This is a genomic window from Stutzerimonas stutzeri SDM-LAC, assembly GCF_000235745.1.
GTDB classification, from domain to species: Bacteria; Pseudomonadota; Gammaproteobacteria; order Pseudomonadales; family Pseudomonadaceae; genus Stutzerimonas; species Stutzerimonas stutzeri_H.
Map to the genome: position 1 here is coordinate 12,964 of NZ_AGSX01000048.1, position 17,355 is coordinate 30,318.

Below are 17,355 nucleotides of genomic sequence, written 5' to 3' on the forward strand. Positions count from 1 at the left end.
ATGATCCTCAAAAGTTCAGCGCTTTTGAGAAGGGCAGGAACAAGCGCAAGGACAGGCAGCCGCGCTTGACGGTGCTGCCCTCCGCAACACCAGTCGAATCCACCAGGCCGGTCTCCGGGCTTTCGACACGCACGCTGCTCGCCTTCCCATGCAGAGCACAGTGGCGGTTGAGCGGGTGGTGATCCAATGGATCACGGTCGATTACCGTTGCGGGGGCAGCGCCGGACTTGCTCTTGCGAGTGCACCGGCTTCCCGTTTAATGCGGACCTTGCGGTCGTGCACACCTGGGCGGATAAGAAATCGCGGGAACCTTAAGGGCTGTTCGGAAGAAAGACAAGCGAGGCGCGTGGTGTAGGAGAAAGTTTGCGCGAGGGATCCCTGGTCCGGTGTGGCGGGAAAGGGGCGTTGGCATACGAACAGGCACCCGTTTGCCGTCGTGAGGTGATGGGTTTGGTGACGCCGAGCAAGGCGGCGAGGCGGCGCCGGGTACAGGCGTACCCAGCGCAACAGCTCTTCAGAGCTGAGTCAGCCGGGTGCGGATCGCAGCTTCGATACCGGTGGCATCGAGCCCGCATTCCTTGAGCATCTCGCCGGGCTTGGCGTGCTCGACGTAGTAGTCCGGCAGCCCCAGATGAAGGATCGGCTTTTGCAGATTTTCAGCGGCGAGGAACTCGCCGACTGCACTACCGGCCCCGCCCATGATGCTGTTCTCCTCGATGGTCACCAGCAGCTCGTGGCTATCGGCCATTTGCCGCACCAGCGCCTCGTCCAGCGGTTTGACGAAGCGCATATCGACCACGGTGGCGTCGAGTGCTTCGCCGACCTGCAGCGCTTCGGCCAACTGCACGCCAAAGACCAGCAAGGCGACCCGCTGACCGCTGCCGTTACTGCCCTGGCGCCGCACGACGCCTTTGCCGATTTCCAGCGGCTCAAGGCCGGGCTCGATCGCGGCGTTCGGCCCGGTGCCGCGTGGATAACGCACCGCCGCCGGGCCTTCGAAGTGATAGCCGGTGGTGAGCATGCGGCGCATCTCGTTCTCGTCGCTGGGCGTCATCACCAGCATGCCGGGGATGCAGCGCAGATAGGACAGATCGAAGCTGCCGGCGTGGGTCGGCCCGTCTTCGCCGACCAGGCCGGCGCGGTCGATGGCGAACAGCACGTCGAGATTCTGCACCGCGACGTCATGGATCAACTGATCGTAGGCGCGCTGCAGGAAGGTCGAATAGATTGCCACCACCGGCTTGGCACCCTCGCAAGCCATGCCGGCCGCCAGCGTCACGGCATGCTGCTCAGCGATGGCCACGTCGAAATAACGATTCGGATAGCGCTCGCTGAAGTCGATCAGGTCGGAGCCTTCCTTCATGGCGGGGGTGATGCCGGTCAGGCGCGGGTCGGCGGCGGCCATATCGCACAACCACTGACCAAAGACGTTCGAGTATTTCGGACCGCTGGGCTTTTTTGGGGTGACCGGGCCGCCCGCGGGCTCAAGTTTGCTAATGGCATGCCAGGTAATCGGATCGACTTCCGCCGGCGCAAACCCTTTGCCTTTCTTGGTCACCACATGGAGAAACTGTGGGCCGGGCAGATCGCGCATGTTGCGCAGGGTCGCGATCAAGGTCGGAAGATCATGGCCATCAATGGGGCCGATGTAGTTCCAGCCAAGCTCCTCGAACAGCGTGCCGGGGACCAGCATGCCCTTTGCATATTCCTCGGTGCGGCGGGCGATTTCCCAGGCACCCGGCAGGCGTGACAGGACCTTCTTGCTGCCTTCGCGCATGCTCGAATAGGTGCGGCTGGAGAGAATTTTGGCCAGGTAGTTGGAGAGGCCGCCGACGTTGCGCGAGATCGACATGTCGTTGTCGTTGAGCACGACGAGCATATCGGCGCCGACTTCAGGCGCATGATTCAGGGCCTCGAAGGCCATGCCGGCGGTGAGCGCGCCGTCGCCGATCACGGCGATGGACTTGCGCTTCTTGCCCTGCAAGCGGGCGGCGATGGCCATGCCCAGTGCGGCGCTGATGGAGGTGCTGGAGTGGCCGACGCCGAAGGTGTCGTAGTCGCTTTCACTGCGACGTGGAAACGCGGCGAGGCCGTCCTTCTGGCGCAGGCTTTCCATGCGCTCGCGGCGCCCGGTGAGGATCTTGTGCGGATAGGCCTGATGACCAACATCCCAGACCAGACGGTCTTTCGGCGTGTCGTAGACGTAGTGCAGCGCGATGGTCAGCTCGATCACGCCAAGTCCGGCGCCGAAGTGCCCGCCGGTCCGGCCGACGCTGTAGAGCAGGTCCTGCCGCAGCTCGTTGGCGAGTTCTTCAAGTTCCACTTCACCCAGCCGGCGCAGCTGCTCGGGCGTGGCCGCGCGATCTAGGACGGGCGTCGCAGGGCGGACCCGAGGAATCTCATGAAACGTCTTGGGCATCGGGCGAATCGTTTTAGTTGAAAAAAGAGCGGCAGTCTAACCGAAAAAGCCTTCCCGCTTTAAGCGGCCAGACGATACCGGACAGTCTGCACGAACCGTTCGTCAACGATGACCCTGCCATCTGATGTCTTAAGTTCTTCCCAGCTTGGCCGATAAGCGGCGACATGCGCATGCCACCATTGCGCCACTACTCCTAGGGCTTGTCGCCAGGGAATCGTCGGTCGTCGCTGAATATGGAACGTTTTTGATGGGTAAGAGACTTGTGTCGACAGGCGCTGGTGAGGTGTCGCCTGTCTTTCGGTCGCGACGGTTCGCCGTAAATGTGGGGCTGCTCAGCGCCGCGCTGCTCTGTGCAGGCTGCCGGGCGCCTTTTACACCGGTTCCGGTTGCGGTCAACTTTCCGTATGCCAAGCAGGAAAAGCTTCAGGCTGCGTCTCACTGGCAATTGATCGCCGAGGATACGGCCAGGCAACTGATTCGTTCGCTGCCCGACGATCGTCCGCTGTATGTGAACCAGCCTGATACGCAAAGTCCCTTTGCGCGGGTGTTCAGCCAGCAACTCATCAGCTCGCTGCTGAGCGCCGGTTACCCGGTTCACAAGCGCGACAGCGGCAACGTTCTGGTTGTGGACGTGAACGCTGAGCCGGTGCGCTTTTCGCCCAATCGCCTGCAGTATCGGTATGTCGGCACGGCAACGACGCTGACCAGTGGGCTTTGGGTGCTGCGCAATATCTATCGCAACGTATCGCCCGGCGCTGCCATGGTCACGGCTGCGGTAGCGCTGGATGCCGCGCAGTGGTACCACACCGAGTTTGCCAAAGGGCCAACCCCTGAAATCGAGCTGGTCGTCAATACGAGCGTATCGGACCGGGACCGTTATTACGCCCAGGTCTCCAATGCCTACTACACGGTAGATCCGGAGTGGCAGCTGTATGCACCCGGCTGGGTCGGAGTCGATATTCCGGTTGTCGGGGGTGAGAGCAAATGACCATTCGAGCATTGTGCGCCGCCGCTTCACTGCTGGGCTGCCTGGTACTGCAGGGTTGCGGCGTCTCGCCGACCCGATCCATAGAGGCAGGGCCGCCGCCCAGCAATCCGTTGGTGCGAGAAAACTATCGTGCTGCCGAATCGTTGCTGGCGCAGTTGCGCTACCGTCTTCCGCTCAAGCGGGGGGCGATACTGATCGGTACGCTGGTTAATACTGATGCCCTGGACCGCTCCTCCACCTTCGGCCGAATAACGACCGATCAGATCTCTGCGCGCTTCACCATGGCCGGCTATCCGATGGTGGAAATGAAGCTGCGTAACCGGGCCTACATGCTCAAGGACCAGGCCGAGCTGATGCTGAGTCGCGAGGTCGGTGAGCTGGTGACGAGCCACAACGCACAGGCTGTGGTTGTGGGAACCTACGCTGTCAGCCGCGACCAGGTGTACATCAACCTGAAGGTCATCCAGCCGCAACGAGGCATCGTTCTGGCCGCGCATGATTACACCCTGCCACTGAACGATGAAAATCGCCTGCTTTTGCTGCGCGGGTGGCGCAATACCGCATGGCCGGCCACGTATCCGGCTAGATAGGTTGGCTGTTGATCGGAGGCAAGCAGGCCGGCCGCACCCTGGGCGCTGCGGACCGGTTATGCGGCGAGCGTTACTTCAACTGCGGCGTTCCACGATAAAGCAAGCCAGTCGGCGCAGCGGCTCGGCGCTGGGCCCGAACGGGGCGACGGCGTCTAGCGCCAGGTCACGCAACTCCAGCGCATAGGCCTTGGCGCTGTTCATGCCGAGCAGTGACGGGTAGGTGGGTTTGTCGCGCGCGATGTCGGCACCCTGGTGTTTGCCCAGCGTAGCGGTGTCGCTTTCCACATCGAGGATGTCGTCTTGTACTTGGAACGCCAGGCCCACCGCTTGAGCGTACTGCTGCAATGCCGCCAGTTTCTGCTCATCGGAGCGACCGCTGGCGAGCGCGCCGAGACGTACGCTGACCTCGATCAGCGCACCGGTCTTGTGTCGGTGCATCAGCTCCAGCGCATTGCGATCCAGTTTGCGGCCCACCGATCCGAGATCGATCGCCTGCCCGCCGACCATCCCGGCCGGACCCGCTGCGCGAGCGAGGCTGGTGAACATCTCCAGGCGCAGCGCCGGATCCTGCGGGTTGTGCGCCTCGGTCGCCAGCGTCTCGAAGGCCAGGGTTTGCAGACCGTCGCCGGCGAGGATCGCGCAGGCTTCGTCGAATGCCTTGTGCGTGGTGGGTTGGCCACGACGCAGGTCATCGTCGTCCATCGCCGGCAGGTCGTCATGCACCAGCGAATAGGCATGGATCAGCTCGACAGCACAGGCGGCACCATCGGCCAGCGCAACCTCACCGTCGAGCGCTTCGCACGCGGCATAGACCAGCAGCGGGCGGACGCGCTTGCCCCCATTCATCACGCTGTAGCGCATGGCTTGGTAAAGACGGTCGAGTTGCGGCCGCGGCGGGGTGAAGAGGGTGTCGAGGCAGTTGTCGACGCGTTGCTGGCAGCGTTTCTGGTAGGCGCCGATCATGCTTGCGGGTCCACCTCGAAGGGCGCTTCCTGCAACTTGCCGTCGCGCTCCAGCAGGATCTGCACCTTCTGCTCGGCCTGGCTCAGGGCTGCCTGGCAATCGCGGGTGAGGCCGATGCCTTGCTCGAAGCAGGTCAGCGAATCCTCCAGCGACAGCTCGCCGCTTTCCAGACGTTCGACCAGCTGTTGCAGCTCGGCGAGGGATTGTTCGAAATCGAGGGCGACTTTCTTGCGGGCCATGACGGAACCTGTTCTCTGCGGCTGCTCTGAAACGGGCGCGACACTAGCAGAGCTGGCGGGCAGAAGCCATAAGCCAAGCGGGCTAGGTCACGTCGCTAGGCGCCTGTTGATGCTGGCCAATACGTGGCCTGGAAGTAATAAAGAGTCATGAGGCTACCGACCAGAATGACGAACAGGCGCAACCAGGTTGGCGGCAATTTCTTGCTCAGTGCGCCGCCAGCGTAGCCGCCGAGCGTGGTGCCCACCAGCAGGATCGCCAGCTCGTAGCCACTCACCCGACCGGCGATCACGAAGGTCGCCGTGGCCACGCTGTAGATCACTGCAGAGATCAGGTTTTTCAGCGCGTTGGCGCGGACCAACTGGTGGCCTTCGATGGAAAAGGCCGCCAATTGCAGGATGCCCATGCCGGCGCCGAAGTAGCCGCCGTAGATCGAGACCAGTCCGTGAGCGGCCAGCGATGTTGGGGCGTGAGGCGGCACCGCATTGCTGTCCTTGCGGCGCGCGGCGAGCCAGCGGCTCAGCCACGGGCTGGCGGCGAACAGTGCGGTAGCGAGCAATAGCAGCCAGGGAATGAGCAGGCTGAAGACGTCATCGCCGCTGGCCAGCAGCAACAGGCCACCCAGCAGACCACCGACCAGGCCCGCCAGCAGCAGGGGGATCAGGTAGCGGCCAAGGGGGCGCAACGCCGAGCGTGCTGCCCAGGCGGCGGCGAGGCTGGCGGGCCAGAGCGCTACGGCATTCGTCGCGTTGGCGGTCACGGGTGGCAAGCCGGTTGCCAGCAGTGCGGGAAACGAAAAGAAGGTGCCGCCGCCTGCGAGTGCGTTCATGCCTCCCGCAGCAAAGCCGGCAGCGATCAACAGCAGCATATCGAACAAGGGCATTGGAAAGGCTCGCGGCAAAAAGAGCCGAAGAGTATCGCTGCCGCTCTGTTGCGCCAAGCAGGCCATTTGCAGTTCTAAGCAACGACCAATGCCAGCGAGGCGCCGCTAGACCGTGTTTTGTTCTCGGACGAACTGGGCGCATGCCAGGTCTCGCTGGTAGCGGACTGGCCGCGGGCGAGAAACTGCTGCCTACGGCTGCGTATCGTCGCCAGCCATCGGCGTACTGATCAGCTCGTTGAGAATGCCGCAGCCGTGCATGGCGCTGTTGCCCGTGCAGCAGCTGCGCAATTCTTGCAACTGGCGTTCAAGGACATGAAGGTTTTGCAGTCGCGTGCGGACGCGTTCGAGCTGCTCGTCGATCAACAGGTTGATGTCTTCACAGCTGGCATCCGGGTGGTTGGAGAACTCCAGCAGCCGGCGAATATCAGCCAGACCGATGTCCAGAGCGCGGCAATGGCGGATGAACGTCAGCTGCGCCAGCTGCTTGGATGAATAGGACCGATAGCCGTTGGCGCCGCGCTCCGGGGCAGGCATCAAGCCAATCTTTTCGTAATAGCGAATGGTCTCGACGTCGACCTCGGCCGCTGTGCTCAGCTCGCCTATGCGCATCATGGCCTCCTGCTTATTGGGTTGGCTCGGCAAAAGACTCTTGACCCTGGAGTTGCTCCAGGGTGTGCAATGGCGCCGAATATAGTTCAGGAGGACATCCAATGTCGTCGAGATGCTGTGATTCCGGTTGCTCAACCCCGGCGGTCAATCCGGGCTTTCGCAAGGCGTTGTGGGTCGCGCTGGCGATCAATCTGCTCATGTTTGTCGTGGAAATCATCAGCGGGATTCGTTCCGGCTCGGTTTCCTTGCTGGCGGATGCCATCGACTTTGCGGGCGATGCGGCCAACTACGGGATCACCCTGGTGGTGTTGTCGATGGGGCTGGTCTGGCGATCGCGCGCGGCCATGGTAAAGGGCTTGTCGATGCTGGCCTTTGGCGTGCTCGTACTGGGCCGAGCCGGCTGGGCAGTGTACGCCGACGTGGTGCCCGAACCGCTGACCATGGGCATCGTCGGCACGCTGGCATTGGTTGCCAATGTCATCGTTGCGGTGATGCTCTACACCTTCCGCGAAGGCGATTCCAACATGCGTTCGGTCTGGCTGTGCAGCCGCAATGACGCAATCGGCAACATCGCCGTGATGATTGCCGCTGCCGGGGTGTTCGGCACTGGCGCCGGCTGGCCTGATCTGGTCGTGGCGCTGGTCATGGCCGGGCTTGCGTTGTCAGCCGGCTTCTCGGTCGTTCGGCAGGCGCGCCAAGAGCTGAAATTCCACTCAGCGACTCCGGGCGAAGCTGTCTCGACAGACACCAAGGCGGGTTGACGGAGCCATGGGTCGAAATCTGCCCGGCCGGGCCGTGGCAGGGCGCCCATGCGTGGCCCTAACTGGCGATGGCGGCGACCAGCGCGATGACGAGTACGGCGATCACTGCCAGGCCACCGGCGGCCAGTTTACCGACCGTTTCGGCACTCAAACCGAGAGCCTTGTCCTTCACCTGACTGCCGAACCGGCCGTCGATTCGGTGCAGTCCGTCGACCGGCTGGAACAGGTTGTCTGGCTGTTCATCACTGGCCGGTTCATCCGTCATCTGCCCACTCCAGGCCTGTTTGGCCATCATCCGGTCGAGCAGGCCAGGCATGAACATGTTGCCGATGATCGCCTGGAGCGAGGCGCGCCCCAGCCAGAGTTCACGCGGTGCATCGGTCGCGGCGCGCAGAATCGCGCGTGCGGCCACCTCCGGGGTATGGATGGGCGGAACCGGCTGCGGGCGTTTGCCCATCTTGTTACGCGACCAGTCGAACTGCGGCGTGTTGTGCGCGGGAAGCTGGACCATGGTCAACCGGATCTGGCTGTTGGTATGAATGAGCTCGCAGCGCAGCGAATCGGTAAAACCTCGGATCGCGAATTTCGCCGCGCAGTAGGCTGATTGCAGCGGAATCGAACGGTACGACAACGCTGATCCGACCTGGACGATGGTGCCGCGGTTGCGAGCCTCCATATAGCGCAGCGCCGCCAGCGTACCGTGAACGAAACCCAGATAAGTCACCTCGGTGACCCGCTTGAATTCCGCGGCGCTGGTTTTGTTGACTGGCCCGAAGACCGTGGCCATGGCGGCATTGACCCATACCTCGATCGGGCCCAGCTCCGCTTCGATTCGCTCGGCGGCGTAATCGATGGCTTCGGCATCGGCGACATCGGCTGAAATCGCCAACACCTTCGCCCCGGCCGCTTGCAGCTCTTTGCGTGTGTCGGCCAGGCCCTGCTCACCGCGTGCGATCACCGCCACGCGAAACCCCGCCTGCGCGAACGCATGGGCCGTTGCGCGGCCTACGCCAGCAGTGCCTCCACAGATCACGGCAGTCTGTTCGCGGTCGCTCATTTGAAAGCTCCTGTCTTCAAGGGTTAGCGCAGCAGCGCGTTCCAGCCCGCATAACGGTGGCGGATCGGTCCGCGCGGCAGGCTCAGACCAATGACCAGTAAGCCGGCGATCAGGCTGCCGGCGGTAGCGGCGAAGCCGGCGCCCTCCAGAAATGACGGAGCGGCGATCAGCCAGGCGCCAATCGGCAAGTTGAGAAAGCGCAGCGGACGTGCGACTTCAGCGAAGGCCAGCACCGAGACGGTGATCAACAATGAACCCATCAGGTGGTCGCTGTTGGCCATCGATCCTTCAGTGCCGAAAATCAGGCGGGTGCACATCAGCCAGACGCCGAGGATGCAGAGCAGGGCAAGGCCCCACGGCAAGTTCACGCCGCGCAGGCCTTTCAACGTCATGGATGACAAGCTGCCGTCGAACTCGGGAGTGTTGTCTTCCCGTGCGCCTTTCATTGCATCGCCGTGCCAGAAGGTCTTCCAGAAGGGTTTGCCACGCTGGCGGGCATCCTTGAGGAACTGCCCCATGGCCACCAGCTCATCCAGCGCGTAGGGCATCATCACCAGCATCGCTAGCGCCTGGATCAGGCAGAGCGTGCACCAGGTGTTGATGAAGATCGGCTGGGCGATGATGAAGAAGATGCTCACCGCCCCCAGCGGCACTACCACCACGCCGAACGCGGCGACCATCCAGGGCATGGTTCGCCAGCGTCGCGCGTCGCCCATCACCGCCATCAGCAGTTCGATCATGTAGGCCATGACACCCACCCCGGCATCGGAAACCGGCCAGGCGCGTGACATATCGGAGGTGATGATGGTCTCGGTGCCGTTGGGGTCGATGCCGAAAAATGGGTCCCAGGCGTTGGCCGTATGCCCTAACTGATAGCCGGCCAGATAGCGCGCCAGCAGGATGCCGATTACGGCGAGAAAGGCGATAGGCAGCCGTTGCATCCAGGTCGACGGGTTGTAGTCCCAGCCCGGCGGCACGGCGGCCTTCTGCATCATGCCGCTCATGCTCATGCCGGGCATCATCGGCACCAGGGTCGAGAAGGCGATCACCAGCCCGCCGACCAGCAGCGCGTTGCCATAGCTGGCCGGCGAAGGCGTCCAGAACAACAGCGGCGCGAACATCAGCCAGAGACCCATGGCGGTATTCGCCCATTGCGCCCAGGCAATACGTTTCAGCGAAAGGATCGAAAACAGCACGATCAGCGCACCGCTGGCAACATCGTTCCAAGTCATCAGCAGGGCGCGGGTGGCGACGTCCGGGAGTTCGCGCTCGGCCGCCAGCCTCAGTAAGTCGAGATCGGTTGGTGCGATGTTCAGGTAGCCGAAGATGAAGGGGGCGCTGAGCACCCAGAGACCCAGCAACGCATTGACGAAGTGGCACCAGAGCGTGGCGAGCCGGCGTCGCTCCATCATCTGCATGTGCGCGTCCATGCTCATGTCCGACGGCATGGCGCCCTGTCTCAGGTATTCACCTTGATGCTCCACGAATCCCCCGCATGACCGGTCGTTGTACCGAGATCTGCCCAGGCAGCCGGGGCCGTCGCCTCGCTGGGGCGACAGGGGCTGCTGTTTAGTTGACCGGAGGGGGTTGGGTGAGTTGCAGAGAAATGCTCTGCATGCGGCTCGGCACGGGCTGCTGCGCTAAAACCCCCTGGCAAATGCGCAGCGGCCGGTCAGGTTGGCGGCGGTCACTCGGTCGATTCGGAGCAGCTTGGCTCGACGGTAAAGGTTTTGGACGAATCAACCAGGCCCACTTTCTCCAGCGTGCGGCGGCCAATCAGAACCGGGTAATTCATCTTGTCCCGGTCGTTCAGCGAGAACTGCTCTTCGTACAACTGATTGCCGAGGCAGACCTTCATCATCACCACAGGGCGCTCTTCGGCGCCGCCTGCACCGCGTACCTTGATGTCCCGCACCATCTCGCGCTCCAGGCGTTTCTCGATTTTTTCGTCGGTATCGATATCTTGAAGTTCGAGGGTGAAACGCACCCAGTCGTCGCCATTTTTCTCGAATAGTTCGATGTCCTCGGCATGCATCGAGGAGGTCAGCGCACCGGTGTCGAGCTTGAACTTCACAGCGACTTTCTCAGGGAAGATCAAACCTTCCTCGACCCAGCCGAGCACTTGTGGCGAGCCAGCAAACCCTGGCGTGCTGCCGAGCGACAGCGCGGCTGCGGCAAGCGTCAAGGGGACGAAGCGGTTACGAAGGGAGTTTCGGGCATGACGCATTTGAAACCTCGATCAGCCAAAGCTATGGTCTCGATAGAGTCGCCTTGTCTGGATCCGTTCACGTTTTTTTAAAGGCAGGCGAAGCGAAAACGCGGGCGAGAGACCCTAACGCATCGACGACAATCCATTGCCATTTCTCATGACCGTCATTGAAAAAAACAATCGGACGGCTTCCGCGCGTTGCACTCCACAACTAGGGTCGCCTGCAATCAGCGCAATTCGCAGCGACCACTTTCGACCACATAGGAGGCAGTGAATTAGGGAAGCCCAACCTGAGAGGTGAACCATGTTCGTCCATAACAAACGACTTCAATACACCGTGCGAGTAGCCGCTCCGAATCCTGGGCTGGCCAACCTGATGCTCGAGCAATTTGGCGGACCGCAAGGCGAGCTAGCCGCTGCGATGCGTTACTTCGTCCAAGGCATAGCCGAGGATGACCCAGGCCGCAAAGACATGCTGATGGACATTGCGACCGAAGAACTCAGCCACCTGGAAGTCATTGGCTCCATCGTCGGCATGCTCAACAAAGGTGCCAAGGGCGAGTTGTCTGAAGGTGTGGAAAAGGAAGCGGACCTGTATCGCTCCCTGACCGGCGGCGGCAACGATTCGCACATCACCTCGCTGCTGTACGGCGGTGGTCCGGCGCTGACCAATTCGGCGGGTGTGCCGTGGACGGCGGCCTATGTCGACTCCATCGGTGAGCCGACCGCCGACCTGCGTTCCAATATTGCCGCCGAGGCGCGCGCCAAGATCGTCTATGAACGCCTGATCAACGTGACCGACGATCCGGGCATCAAGGATGCACTCAAATTCCTGATGACCCGCGAAATCGCGCACCAGAAATCATTCGAGAAGGCCTTGCACGCGATTCAACCCAACTTCCTCTCAGGGCAAACTGCCGGGTGAGCCAGAGTTTGCCAGCGTCTACTACAACCTTTCGCAGGGCGAGGGTGATCTGCGCGGTCCATGGAATCAGGGGCCGGAGTGGGAATTCGTCGAGAACCCAGCGCCAGCTGTAGACGGCGGTGATGGGATGCCTTCCGTTGACCTGAGCAAGGCGCAGCAGAAAGTCGTGCAGCAGATGGCGGTGCGGACGCAGTCTGATGTTTCCGTCGACCCGATGACCGGGGCGGATCTCGGTTCGGGAGCCGCGGTGTCTGGGTCAGCTACGAAAAAAGGCTGAACCGTCATGGTCGGTGCCGGTGTGGACGCACATCGGCATCGCCTCGACGCGGGTTTGGCTTACTGGGTGGGCTGTATCCCCGCGACCAACAAACCAACAGTGACTGCTCAGTCGTCACGCACCAGTCGCAAACCCAGGTGGGTCGGCGGCTGGCCTACCGAGCAGGCACCGCTGGAGGGGTTGCGCTCGAACTCCGACAGTACTGAAGGATGGCGTCCGGCAGCGATACGAATACCGCAAAACTCGCCGGCATTGCGCGAGAAGCAGGTTTCAGTCCATTCCCAGACATTTCCGCCGGCATCCAGCAAACCGTACTCGTTACTGCCATAGCCGCCGAAGGTCTTGAGCGCTTCTGGCAGGCGTTCGCGACTCGCGCGCTGTGCATACTCGGCCAGCCAGCGGCGGGCGGGGTTGCGCGGATCATCCACCGTCGGCACCTCGTCTACGTAGGCCGAAGCGGCCGCCAGTACCCACTCAGCGTGCTGTGGCAACCGATAGTGATGGCCGCTGCGGCGCGAAAACCAAGCCGCATAGGCGTTGGCGTCCTGCCAGCTCAGTCCCACCGCTGGCAGCTGTGCCACCATCTCGTCGGCTGCAGATTCCAGCGCCGGGCAATCGCCGTCAGCAACGCATGCAGCGTACTCGGCTTGGCTTACCTGCCGCTGCATGATCGAAAATTCCTGTAGCGGCACTTCGTGAACCTCACTGCTCCCCGGCAAGTGATAGCGCGCCAGACCGGCCGGCACCCTGATCAGATCCGGCTCCTCCAGCGGCTCGCCGCAGGCGGCCAGCAGGCCAAGCAGCAGCGGTGCCGCGCGGTACACGAAGCGCTGCATGGTCTTACTCCTGCTCGGTGATCGGGCCGGCCACCTTGATCTGCTTCATCAGTTCGTCGTCCCACTCGCCGTCCACCACGATGTGCGCGGCAGCCCCCATCTCCGCCTCGATCAGGTTGTGATTGAGGTAGGCATAGACGCCTGGCTGGCGGAAGGTATAAAGCGCCACGGCCGCCGAACCGCCCCGCACGAACCAGGTCTCGAGATTCTTCAGCGGCGGGTTGTCGAACTTGCCGGTTTCCCATACCCAATCGCCGTGACCCCCGATCAGGTGCGGACGACTGTCGCGATTAGCCTGCGAGTGGATGAACAGAACCGACTCGCCGACCTTGGCGGTCAGGGCGTTCTTGCCGGTCAGTGAGCCAACCCGACCGTTGAAGACCACGTGGCTTGGAATCAGGCCGCGCATGGTTTCGCGAGTGTCGCCGTAGCTGTCCATCAGCGTGTTGTAGTTCTTGTACTTGCCGTCCTTGTCCTTGGGGATATAGAGATCGGACTCGCCGATGGTGTAGATGCGGTCGTAATGCAGCGGTTTGCCGGCCGGGTCCTTCAGGCCATCGCGCGGCAGCACCATCAGCGTTCCGCTCATGCCCGCCAGCACGTGCCAGGCGACCATGCCTTCCGGCGCGCAGTGGTAGACGAAAGTGCCGGTACGATCAGCCTTGAAGCGCAGCACCACTTCCTGGCCCGGAGAGACCAGTGTCAGCCCGGCACCGCCCAGCCCGCCGGTGGCAGCATGCAGATCGATGTTGTGCGGCATGCTGTTGGTGGCGGGGTTGACCAGGGTGAGTTCCACGAAGTCACCCTCGTGTACCACCATCGTCGGGCCCGGCATTGAGCCGTTGAACGTCATCGCCTGCAGGGTGGTGCCCTGGTCGTCGATCACCATCTTCTTTTCTTCGATGACCAGGCGAAACTGGACGACCCGCGCTTCCTTCGGTGCCACTTGCTGATGGGCGTGCACCTGCGGCGGCGCAACTAGATTGACCTTGACGTGGGGCAGAGCGTCGGCTGCATCCGCCAGTGCATGACCACTAAACGCCAGTGCCACCGACAACGCTAGATGCTTGATGCTGTTCACAATTATTACTCCTGCAGGTTTTTTGTCTGCGCCTATTACGCGGCGGACACCCACTGCAAGCCTTGAGCGTCGACAAGAAGACGAGGCTGGTGGCAATTTGACGCAGAAGGGGTCGATGCGGCAAAAAATTCCGTTTATCGAAGAAGTACGGCGCAAATCGACGCAAGAAAATGCCAATGGGAGAAGTTGGAGAGGCGGCGTCATCAGGATCACGCGCTGGAACGCAATTAGCATTTGGTTGAACTTGCAGCAGATTGCGGCGGTATTTGCACACGACAGATTGGTCATCTCGCGTCACTTGCGTGATGTTTGCCGAGGGCGAACTGGCACATCAGGCAGTGATTGAAAAAAATGCAACGACTGCTGCTGGCCTCTGTGACCAACCAGAACCCGCCTGACCCAGACCCGCCAACTCAACGAACAACTGGCCACCACAGGGGGCGAGCAGGCCATGGCCGGAAGAAAAATGTGTAGGGCTGGATGCGGGACCCTAGAGCGGGGGCGGCTTCGGATAGTTCTAGTTAGGTCGTGAAGCTGAGCGGCTAGCTGGCTGTGGTGGCAATGTGATGTTAGATTCCGCGCCCCCTAATTCAGGCATGGAGCCTCACAGTATGAAAATTCGCTATCTCGCAGCGCTTGCCGCTACAACACTTCTCTCCGGCTGTGTAGTGCAGAGCACCTACAGCAAGACAGTCACCGTGACCAAGGACGCCAGCGGCAACATCCTGAACATCACCGAATCCGAGACCGTGGTGCAACCCGCTCAGGGGTATCCGATCAAGTTGCAGCTCGTCAAAGGCGTACAGCCTTAACGCAACTTGAGGTTTCATCGAACCTGCATCCAGGCGAGGCCCGAATTACGGGCATAAAAAAACCGGCTTGTGGCCGGTTTTTCTTCAGTGCTTCGGCTTACTTCTGATAAGCCTCGGCAGCTTTGATGATGGCGGCGCGGGCGGCGTCTGCGCCTTCCCAGCCTTCAACCTTGACCCACTTGCCCTTCTCGAGATCCTTGTAGTTCTCGAAGAAGTGCTTGATCTGCTCGATCAGCAGCGGTGGCAGGTCGGTGTATTCCTTAACGTCGGTGTAGAGCTGAGTCAGCTTGTCGTGCGGGACGGCGATCAGCTTGGCGTCGCCGCCGGCTTCGTCGGTCATGTTCAACACGCCGACCGGACGGCAGCGGATAACCGAGCCAGGAGCAACCGGATAGGGGGTTACAACCAGTACGTCGAGCGGGTCGCCGTCGTCAGCCAGGGTATGCGGGATGAAGCCGTAGTTGGCCGGGTAGAACATCGGGGTGGCCATGAAGCGGTCGACGAACAGGCAGTCAGTGTCGTGATCGATTTCGTATTTGATCGGCGCGTGGTTGGCCGGGATTTCGATGGCGACGTAGATGTCGTTTGGCAGGTCTTTGCCGGCCGGGACTTTGCTGTAGCTCATGAACATTGCTCCGTGGTCGGCCGAAGCGGCCTGGGGCGAAAAAAGTGGGCGCGATTATAGGCGCAGTGTCGGGCGTTTTGCCATGCCGGTCGCGACGGACCTTTGCTGGCAGGGTGACGCGCGCATTCGACGGTGCGAAGTCAATGAGGTTCCGCGTACGCCGGGTGGTCGTGCTGGAGCTGCTGCAGGCGCGTCAGCGGATCCTGGCGGTAGAACGCGGCCAGCTGCTGATAGACCTCGGGGAATGCCGCGTGCAGCACGTCCGGCGCGCTGAAAAAGTATTCGCTGGTGACGGCGAAGAACTCGGCGGGGTTCTCCGCCGCGTAGGGGTCGATCGGGGTGTGGGCGTCGGGATCGGCGTCCAGCGTCCTGTTAAGCGCGTCGTAGGCGTGCTGCATGACCCTTGCCCAAGTGTCGATGCGCATGTTCCTGTGCAGTGGCGGCAGGCCGTTGGCGTCACCGTTGAGCATGTCCAGCTTGTGCGCCAGTTCGTGGATCACCAGGTTGTAGGCTTCCCAGCCGCCGCTCTCCTGAACGCCAGGCAGCGCCAGGATGACCGGCCCTTGCAACCACGCCTCGCCGCTGTGCTCGCCGTCCCATTCATGCACCACGCCCGCCGAATCGCGGTGTTTTTGCGGGCTATGGAAGTCGCCGGGATAGATCACGATCTCATGGAAGCCCTGATACCAGTTCAGCTCGGCCAGGTGCAGTAACGGCAGCTGTGCTTGGGCAGCCAGACGCAAACGGTCGGCCAGTTCCAGCTCCACGCCGGGTAGCGCGGTGAGCCGCTTGGCATGCAGAAACAGCAGGCTGCGCTCGCGCAGGCGCTCGGTTTCCTCCTGGGTCAGCCCGTCGAGGATCGGCAGGCTGTCGAGCACCTGTTGCCAAAGGATCGGCTCGATGGCGAGGCGGGCCAGAATGCGCTTGCGGCGCCAGTCGCGAAAAGACCACATGAGGAAGCTTCCAGCCTGGGGCACCGTCTTGGTAATGGTAGTGCGTGTGGATCGGGAGTTTCGCGGGGGCGCACATTAGCTTGTGGGAGCGGTCTTGACCGCGAATGTCAAAAGTCTGAATGTAACGCACCGACAACCTTAAGCGGGCTGTCGGGACACCGGCAAGCACTGGAAAAGAGCGCGATAACGAGGACCCGTAGCGAGGTTCGCGGTGCGCTTTTCGCGGTCCAGACCAGGCATCCCCGACCGCCTCCATCGGTAACAGCGCTGTATCACGTAAACCGCCGCGGTGAACCGAGCCGAAGAGTGCCCCCACGTATGTCAGCCCAGCAGGAAGTTACCGGCTTTCGGTGTGCCATCGTCGAGGCTGAGCACTTCCGCTTCGTCTTTGAGGTTCACGCCCGAGAGCTGCCGGCGGCAGGCTTCACGCATCAGGTGGATCAGGCGGTGGGCGGCGAGGTTGTAGCTCAGGCCTTCCAGGCGGATGTTGGAGATGCAGTTGCGGTCGGCATCGGTGCGGCCGACTTTCGGTGCGTAGGTGAAGTACAGGCCGAGGCTGTCCGGAGAACTCAGGCCGGGTCGCTCGCCGAGCAGCATCACCACCATCTTCGCCTTCAGGCGTTCGCCCACTTCGTCGCCGAGCGCGACGCGGCCTTGTTGCACCAGGCTGATCGGCGCGAGGCTCCAGCCATCCTTTTCGAGCTGTTCTTCGATGCGCTGGAGCAGAGGCAGGGCGTGGCGCTGCACCGCCAGCGCGGAAAGGCCATCGGCGATCACGATAGCCAGGTCGTAGCCCGCTGGGTGCTGGTGCGCATGGTCGTTGAGGCGTTCGGCCGATTGTTCGTCCAGCCGACGCCCGAGGTCTGGGCGTTGCAGATAGGTGTAGCGATCGGGGGCGGCGCTGTGCAGAAGCAGGCAGCGATAACCGCGCTGCTCCAGTTGTGAGGCCAGCTCGTCTGTGTCCAGCGCGAGGTGTACCGCGTCGCGGGCCTGTGCATGGGCGAATTGGAAATCCAGCTGGGCCTCAGTCGGCAGGCTGGCGCCGGCGCGGCCCAGGGCAATGCGCGCGGGGGTGAGCTGGCGCAGGTGATTCCAGGGGTTGGTGGTGATGGGTGAGCGGTTAGGCATGG

At 62.2% G+C, this 17,355-nt stretch carries 17 protein-coding genes, 1 pseudogene and 1 riboswitch; of the genes and pseudogenes, 5 read left to right on the forward strand and 13 right to left on the reverse strand.

Going from position 1 to position 17,355, the window contains the following annotated elements; translation table 11 throughout:
- Window positions 1–87 precede the first annotated feature (87 nt).
- Window positions 88–303, reverse strand: a riboswitch (cobalamin riboswitch).
- A gap of 211 nt (window positions 304–514) precedes the next feature.
- On the reverse strand, window positions 515–2,419 hold the full coding sequence (dxs, locus tag PSTU_RS0105690) for a 1-deoxy-D-xylulose-5-phosphate synthase (RefSeq protein WP_019340078.1): 1,905 nt from the start codon (window positions 2,417–2,419) through the stop codon (window positions 515–517).
- Window positions 2,420–2,666: 247 nt separating this feature from the next.
- Here dxs and PSTU_RS0105695 point away from each other — a divergent pair, with 247 nt between their 5' ends.
- Together PSTU_RS0105695 and PSTU_RS20485 are read left to right on the forward strand one after the other, a co-directional pair.
- Window positions 2,667–3,407, forward strand: a complete 741-nt coding sequence (locus tag PSTU_RS0105695) for a hypothetical protein (RefSeq protein ID WP_019340079.1) — start codon at window positions 2,667–2,669, stop codon at window positions 3,405–3,407.
- Window positions 3,404–3,997 (forward strand): FlgO family outer membrane protein, encoded by a 594-nt coding sequence (locus PSTU_RS20485; protein ID WP_019340080.1) that lies wholly within the window; start codon window positions 3,404–3,406, stop codon window positions 3,995–3,997. Before PSTU_RS0105695 ends, PSTU_RS20485 begins: the two co-directional genes overlap by 4 nt.
- 75 nt (window positions 3,998–4,072) lie before the next feature.
- Here the strand turns inward: PSTU_RS20485 and PSTU_RS0105705 are convergent, their stop codons facing one another.
- The 4 genes from PSTU_RS0105705 to cadR all read right to left on the reverse strand — a co-directional run bounded on the left by PSTU_RS0105705 (window position 4,073) and on the right by cadR (window position 6,692).
- On the reverse strand, window positions 4,073–4,960 hold the full coding sequence (locus PSTU_RS0105705) for a polyprenyl synthetase family protein (protein ID WP_019340081.1): 888 nt from the start codon (window positions 4,958–4,960) through the stop codon (window positions 4,073–4,075).
- Window positions 4,957–5,199 carry an exodeoxyribonuclease VII small subunit gene (locus PSTU_RS0105710; RefSeq protein ID WP_019340082.1) on the reverse strand — a complete coding sequence of 81 codons (243 nt, stop codon included), beginning with the start codon at window positions 5,197–5,199 and terminating at the stop codon, window positions 4,957–4,959. The genes PSTU_RS0105705 and PSTU_RS0105710 overlap by 4 nt, the downstream gene beginning before the upstream one ends.
- Window positions 5,200–5,294: 95 nt before the next feature.
- A complete protein-coding gene (locus PSTU_RS0105715) occupies window positions 5,295–6,080 on the reverse strand; it encodes a sulfite exporter TauE/SafE family protein (protein WP_029404633.1) in 786 nt (261 codons plus the stop codon).
- 189 nt (window positions 6,081–6,269) lie between these two features.
- Window positions 6,270–6,692: a Cd(II)/Pb(II)-responsive transcriptional regulator gene (cadR, locus tag PSTU_RS0105720; protein ID WP_237709836.1), complete on the reverse strand. Its 423-nt coding sequence runs from the start codon at window positions 6,690–6,692 to the stop codon at window positions 6,270–6,272.
- 98 nt (window positions 6,693–6,790) lie between these two features.
- Between cadR and PSTU_RS0105725 the strand changes: the two genes are divergently transcribed.
- Entirely contained in the window at window positions 6,791–7,450 is a 660-nt protein-coding gene (locus PSTU_RS0105725; protein WP_019340085.1) for a cation transporter, read from the forward strand.
- Between the two features lie 58 nt (window positions 7,451–7,508).
- Here PSTU_RS0105725 and PSTU_RS0105730 read toward each other — a convergent pair whose 3' ends face one another.
- The 3 genes from PSTU_RS0105730 to PSTU_RS0105740 form a co-directional block, all read right to left on the reverse strand.
- Entirely contained in the window at window positions 7,509–8,507 is a 999-nt protein-coding gene (locus PSTU_RS0105730; protein WP_019340086.1) for an SDR family oxidoreductase, read from the reverse strand.
- A gap of 23 nt (window positions 8,508–8,530) precedes the next feature.
- Window positions 8,531–9,991, reverse strand: coding sequence for a vitamin K epoxide reductase family protein (locus PSTU_RS0105735; protein ID WP_237709837.1), 1,461 nt, complete (start codon window positions 9,989–9,991; stop codon window positions 8,531–8,533).
- A 203-nt stretch (window positions 9,992–10,194) separates the two neighbouring features.
- Window positions 10,195–10,734, reverse strand: a complete 540-nt coding sequence (locus PSTU_RS0105740) for an ATP-dependent zinc protease (RefSeq protein ID WP_019340088.1) — start codon at window positions 10,732–10,734, stop codon at window positions 10,195–10,197.
- 286 nt (window positions 10,735–11,020) lie between these two features.
- Here PSTU_RS0105740 and PSTU_RS20490 point away from each other — a divergent pair.
- Window positions 11,021–11,918 (forward strand): annotated as a pseudogene (locus PSTU_RS20490) (manganese catalase family protein).
- A gap of 107 nt (window positions 11,919–12,025) precedes the next feature.
- Here the strand turns inward: PSTU_RS20490 and PSTU_RS0105750 are convergent.
- Window positions 12,026–12,754: an SUMF1/EgtB/PvdO family nonheme iron enzyme gene (locus PSTU_RS0105750; RefSeq protein WP_019340091.1), complete on the reverse strand. Its 729-nt coding sequence runs from the start codon at window positions 12,752–12,754 to the stop codon at window positions 12,026–12,028.
- 4 nt (window positions 12,755–12,758) lie between these two features.
- Window positions 12,759–13,835, reverse strand: a complete 1,077-nt coding sequence (nirK, locus tag PSTU_RS0105755; RefSeq protein WP_019340092.1) for a copper-containing nitrite reductase — start codon at window positions 13,833–13,835, stop codon at window positions 12,759–12,761.
- Window positions 13,836–14,446: 611 nt separating this feature from the next.
- Here nirK and PSTU_RS20495 point away from each other — a divergent pair.
- The gene (locus PSTU_RS20495) at window positions 14,447–14,647 is read left to right on the forward strand and encodes a hypothetical protein (protein ID WP_019340093.1); all 201 of its coding nucleotides are present in this window, start codon (window positions 14,447–14,449) and stop codon (window positions 14,645–14,647) included.
- A 97-nt stretch (window positions 14,648–14,744) separates the two neighbouring features.
- On the opposite strand, the gene ppa is transcribed toward PSTU_RS20495, so the two are convergent.
- The 3 genes from ppa to eutC all read right to left on the reverse strand — a co-directional run bounded on the left by ppa (window position 14,745) and on the right by eutC (window position 17,353).
- Entirely contained in the window at window positions 14,745–15,272 is a 528-nt protein-coding gene (gene ppa, locus PSTU_RS0105765) for an inorganic diphosphatase (protein WP_019340094.1), read from the reverse strand.
- A 140-nt stretch (window positions 15,273–15,412) separates the two neighbouring features.
- On the reverse strand, window positions 15,413–16,225 hold the full coding sequence (locus PSTU_RS0105770; RefSeq protein ID WP_019340095.1) for a zinc-dependent peptidase: 813 nt from the start codon (window positions 16,223–16,225) through the stop codon (window positions 15,413–15,415).
- Window positions 16,226–16,546: 321 nt separating this feature from the next.
- The gene (gene eutC / locus PSTU_RS0105775; RefSeq protein ID WP_019340096.1) at window positions 16,547–17,353 is read right to left on the reverse strand and encodes an ethanolamine ammonia-lyase subunit EutC; all 807 of its coding nucleotides are present in this window, start codon (window positions 17,351–17,353) and stop codon (window positions 16,547–16,549) included.
- Window positions 17,354–17,355: the final 2 nt, after the last annotated feature.

Excerpts from the sequence above, each read along its gene's own strand:
- dxs (WP_019340078.1), bottom strand. The coding sequence starts at position 2,419 with ATGCCCAAGACGTTTCATGAGATTCCTCGGGTCCGCCCTGCGACGCCC.
- PSTU_RS0105695 (WP_019340079.1), top strand. The coding sequence starts at position 2,667 with ATGGGTAAGAGACTTGTGTCGACAGGCGCTGGTGAGGTGTCGCCTGTC.
- PSTU_RS20485 (WP_019340080.1), top strand. The coding sequence starts at position 3,404 with ATGACCATTCGAGCATTGTGCGCCGCCGCTTCACTGCTGGGCTGCCTG.
- PSTU_RS0105705 (WP_019340081.1), bottom strand. The coding sequence starts at position 4,960 with ATGATCGGCGCCTACCAGAAACGCTGCCAGCAACGCGTCGACAACTGC.
- PSTU_RS0105710 (WP_019340082.1), bottom strand. The coding sequence starts at position 5,199 with ATGGCCCGCAAGAAAGTCGCCCTCGATTTCGAACAATCCCTCGCCGAG.
- PSTU_RS0105715 (WP_029404633.1), bottom strand. The coding sequence starts at position 6,080 with ATGCCCTTGTTCGATATGCTGCTGTTGATCGCTGCCGGCTTTGCTGCG.
- cadR (WP_237709836.1), bottom strand. The coding sequence starts at position 6,692 with ATGATGCGCATAGGCGAGCTGAGCACAGCGGCCGAGGTCGACGTCGAG.
- PSTU_RS0105725 (WP_019340085.1), top strand. The coding sequence starts at position 6,791 with ATGTCGTCGAGATGCTGTGATTCCGGTTGCTCAACCCCGGCGGTCAAT.
- PSTU_RS0105730 (WP_019340086.1), bottom strand. The coding sequence starts at position 8,507 with ATGAGCGACCGCGAACAGACTGCCGTGATCTGTGGAGGCACTGCTGGC.
- PSTU_RS0105740 (WP_019340088.1), bottom strand. The coding sequence starts at position 10,734 with ATGCGTCATGCCCGAAACTCCCTTCGTAACCGCTTCGTCCCCTTGACG.
- PSTU_RS0105750 (WP_019340091.1), bottom strand. The coding sequence starts at position 12,754 with ATGCAGCGCTTCGTGTACCGCGCGGCACCGCTGCTGCTTGGCCTGCTG.
- PSTU_RS20495 (WP_019340093.1), top strand. The coding sequence starts at position 14,447 with ATGAAAATTCGCTATCTCGCAGCGCTTGCCGCTACAACACTTCTCTCC.
- ppa (WP_019340094.1), bottom strand. The coding sequence starts at position 15,272 with ATGAGCTACAGCAAAGTCCCGGCCGGCAAAGACCTGCCAAACGACATC.
- PSTU_RS0105770 (WP_019340095.1), bottom strand. The coding sequence starts at position 16,225 with ATGTGGTCTTTTCGCGACTGGCGCCGCAAGCGCATTCTGGCCCGCCTC.
- eutC (WP_019340096.1), bottom strand. The coding sequence starts at position 17,353 with ATGCCTAACCGCTCACCCATCACCACCAACCCCTGGAATCACCTGCGC.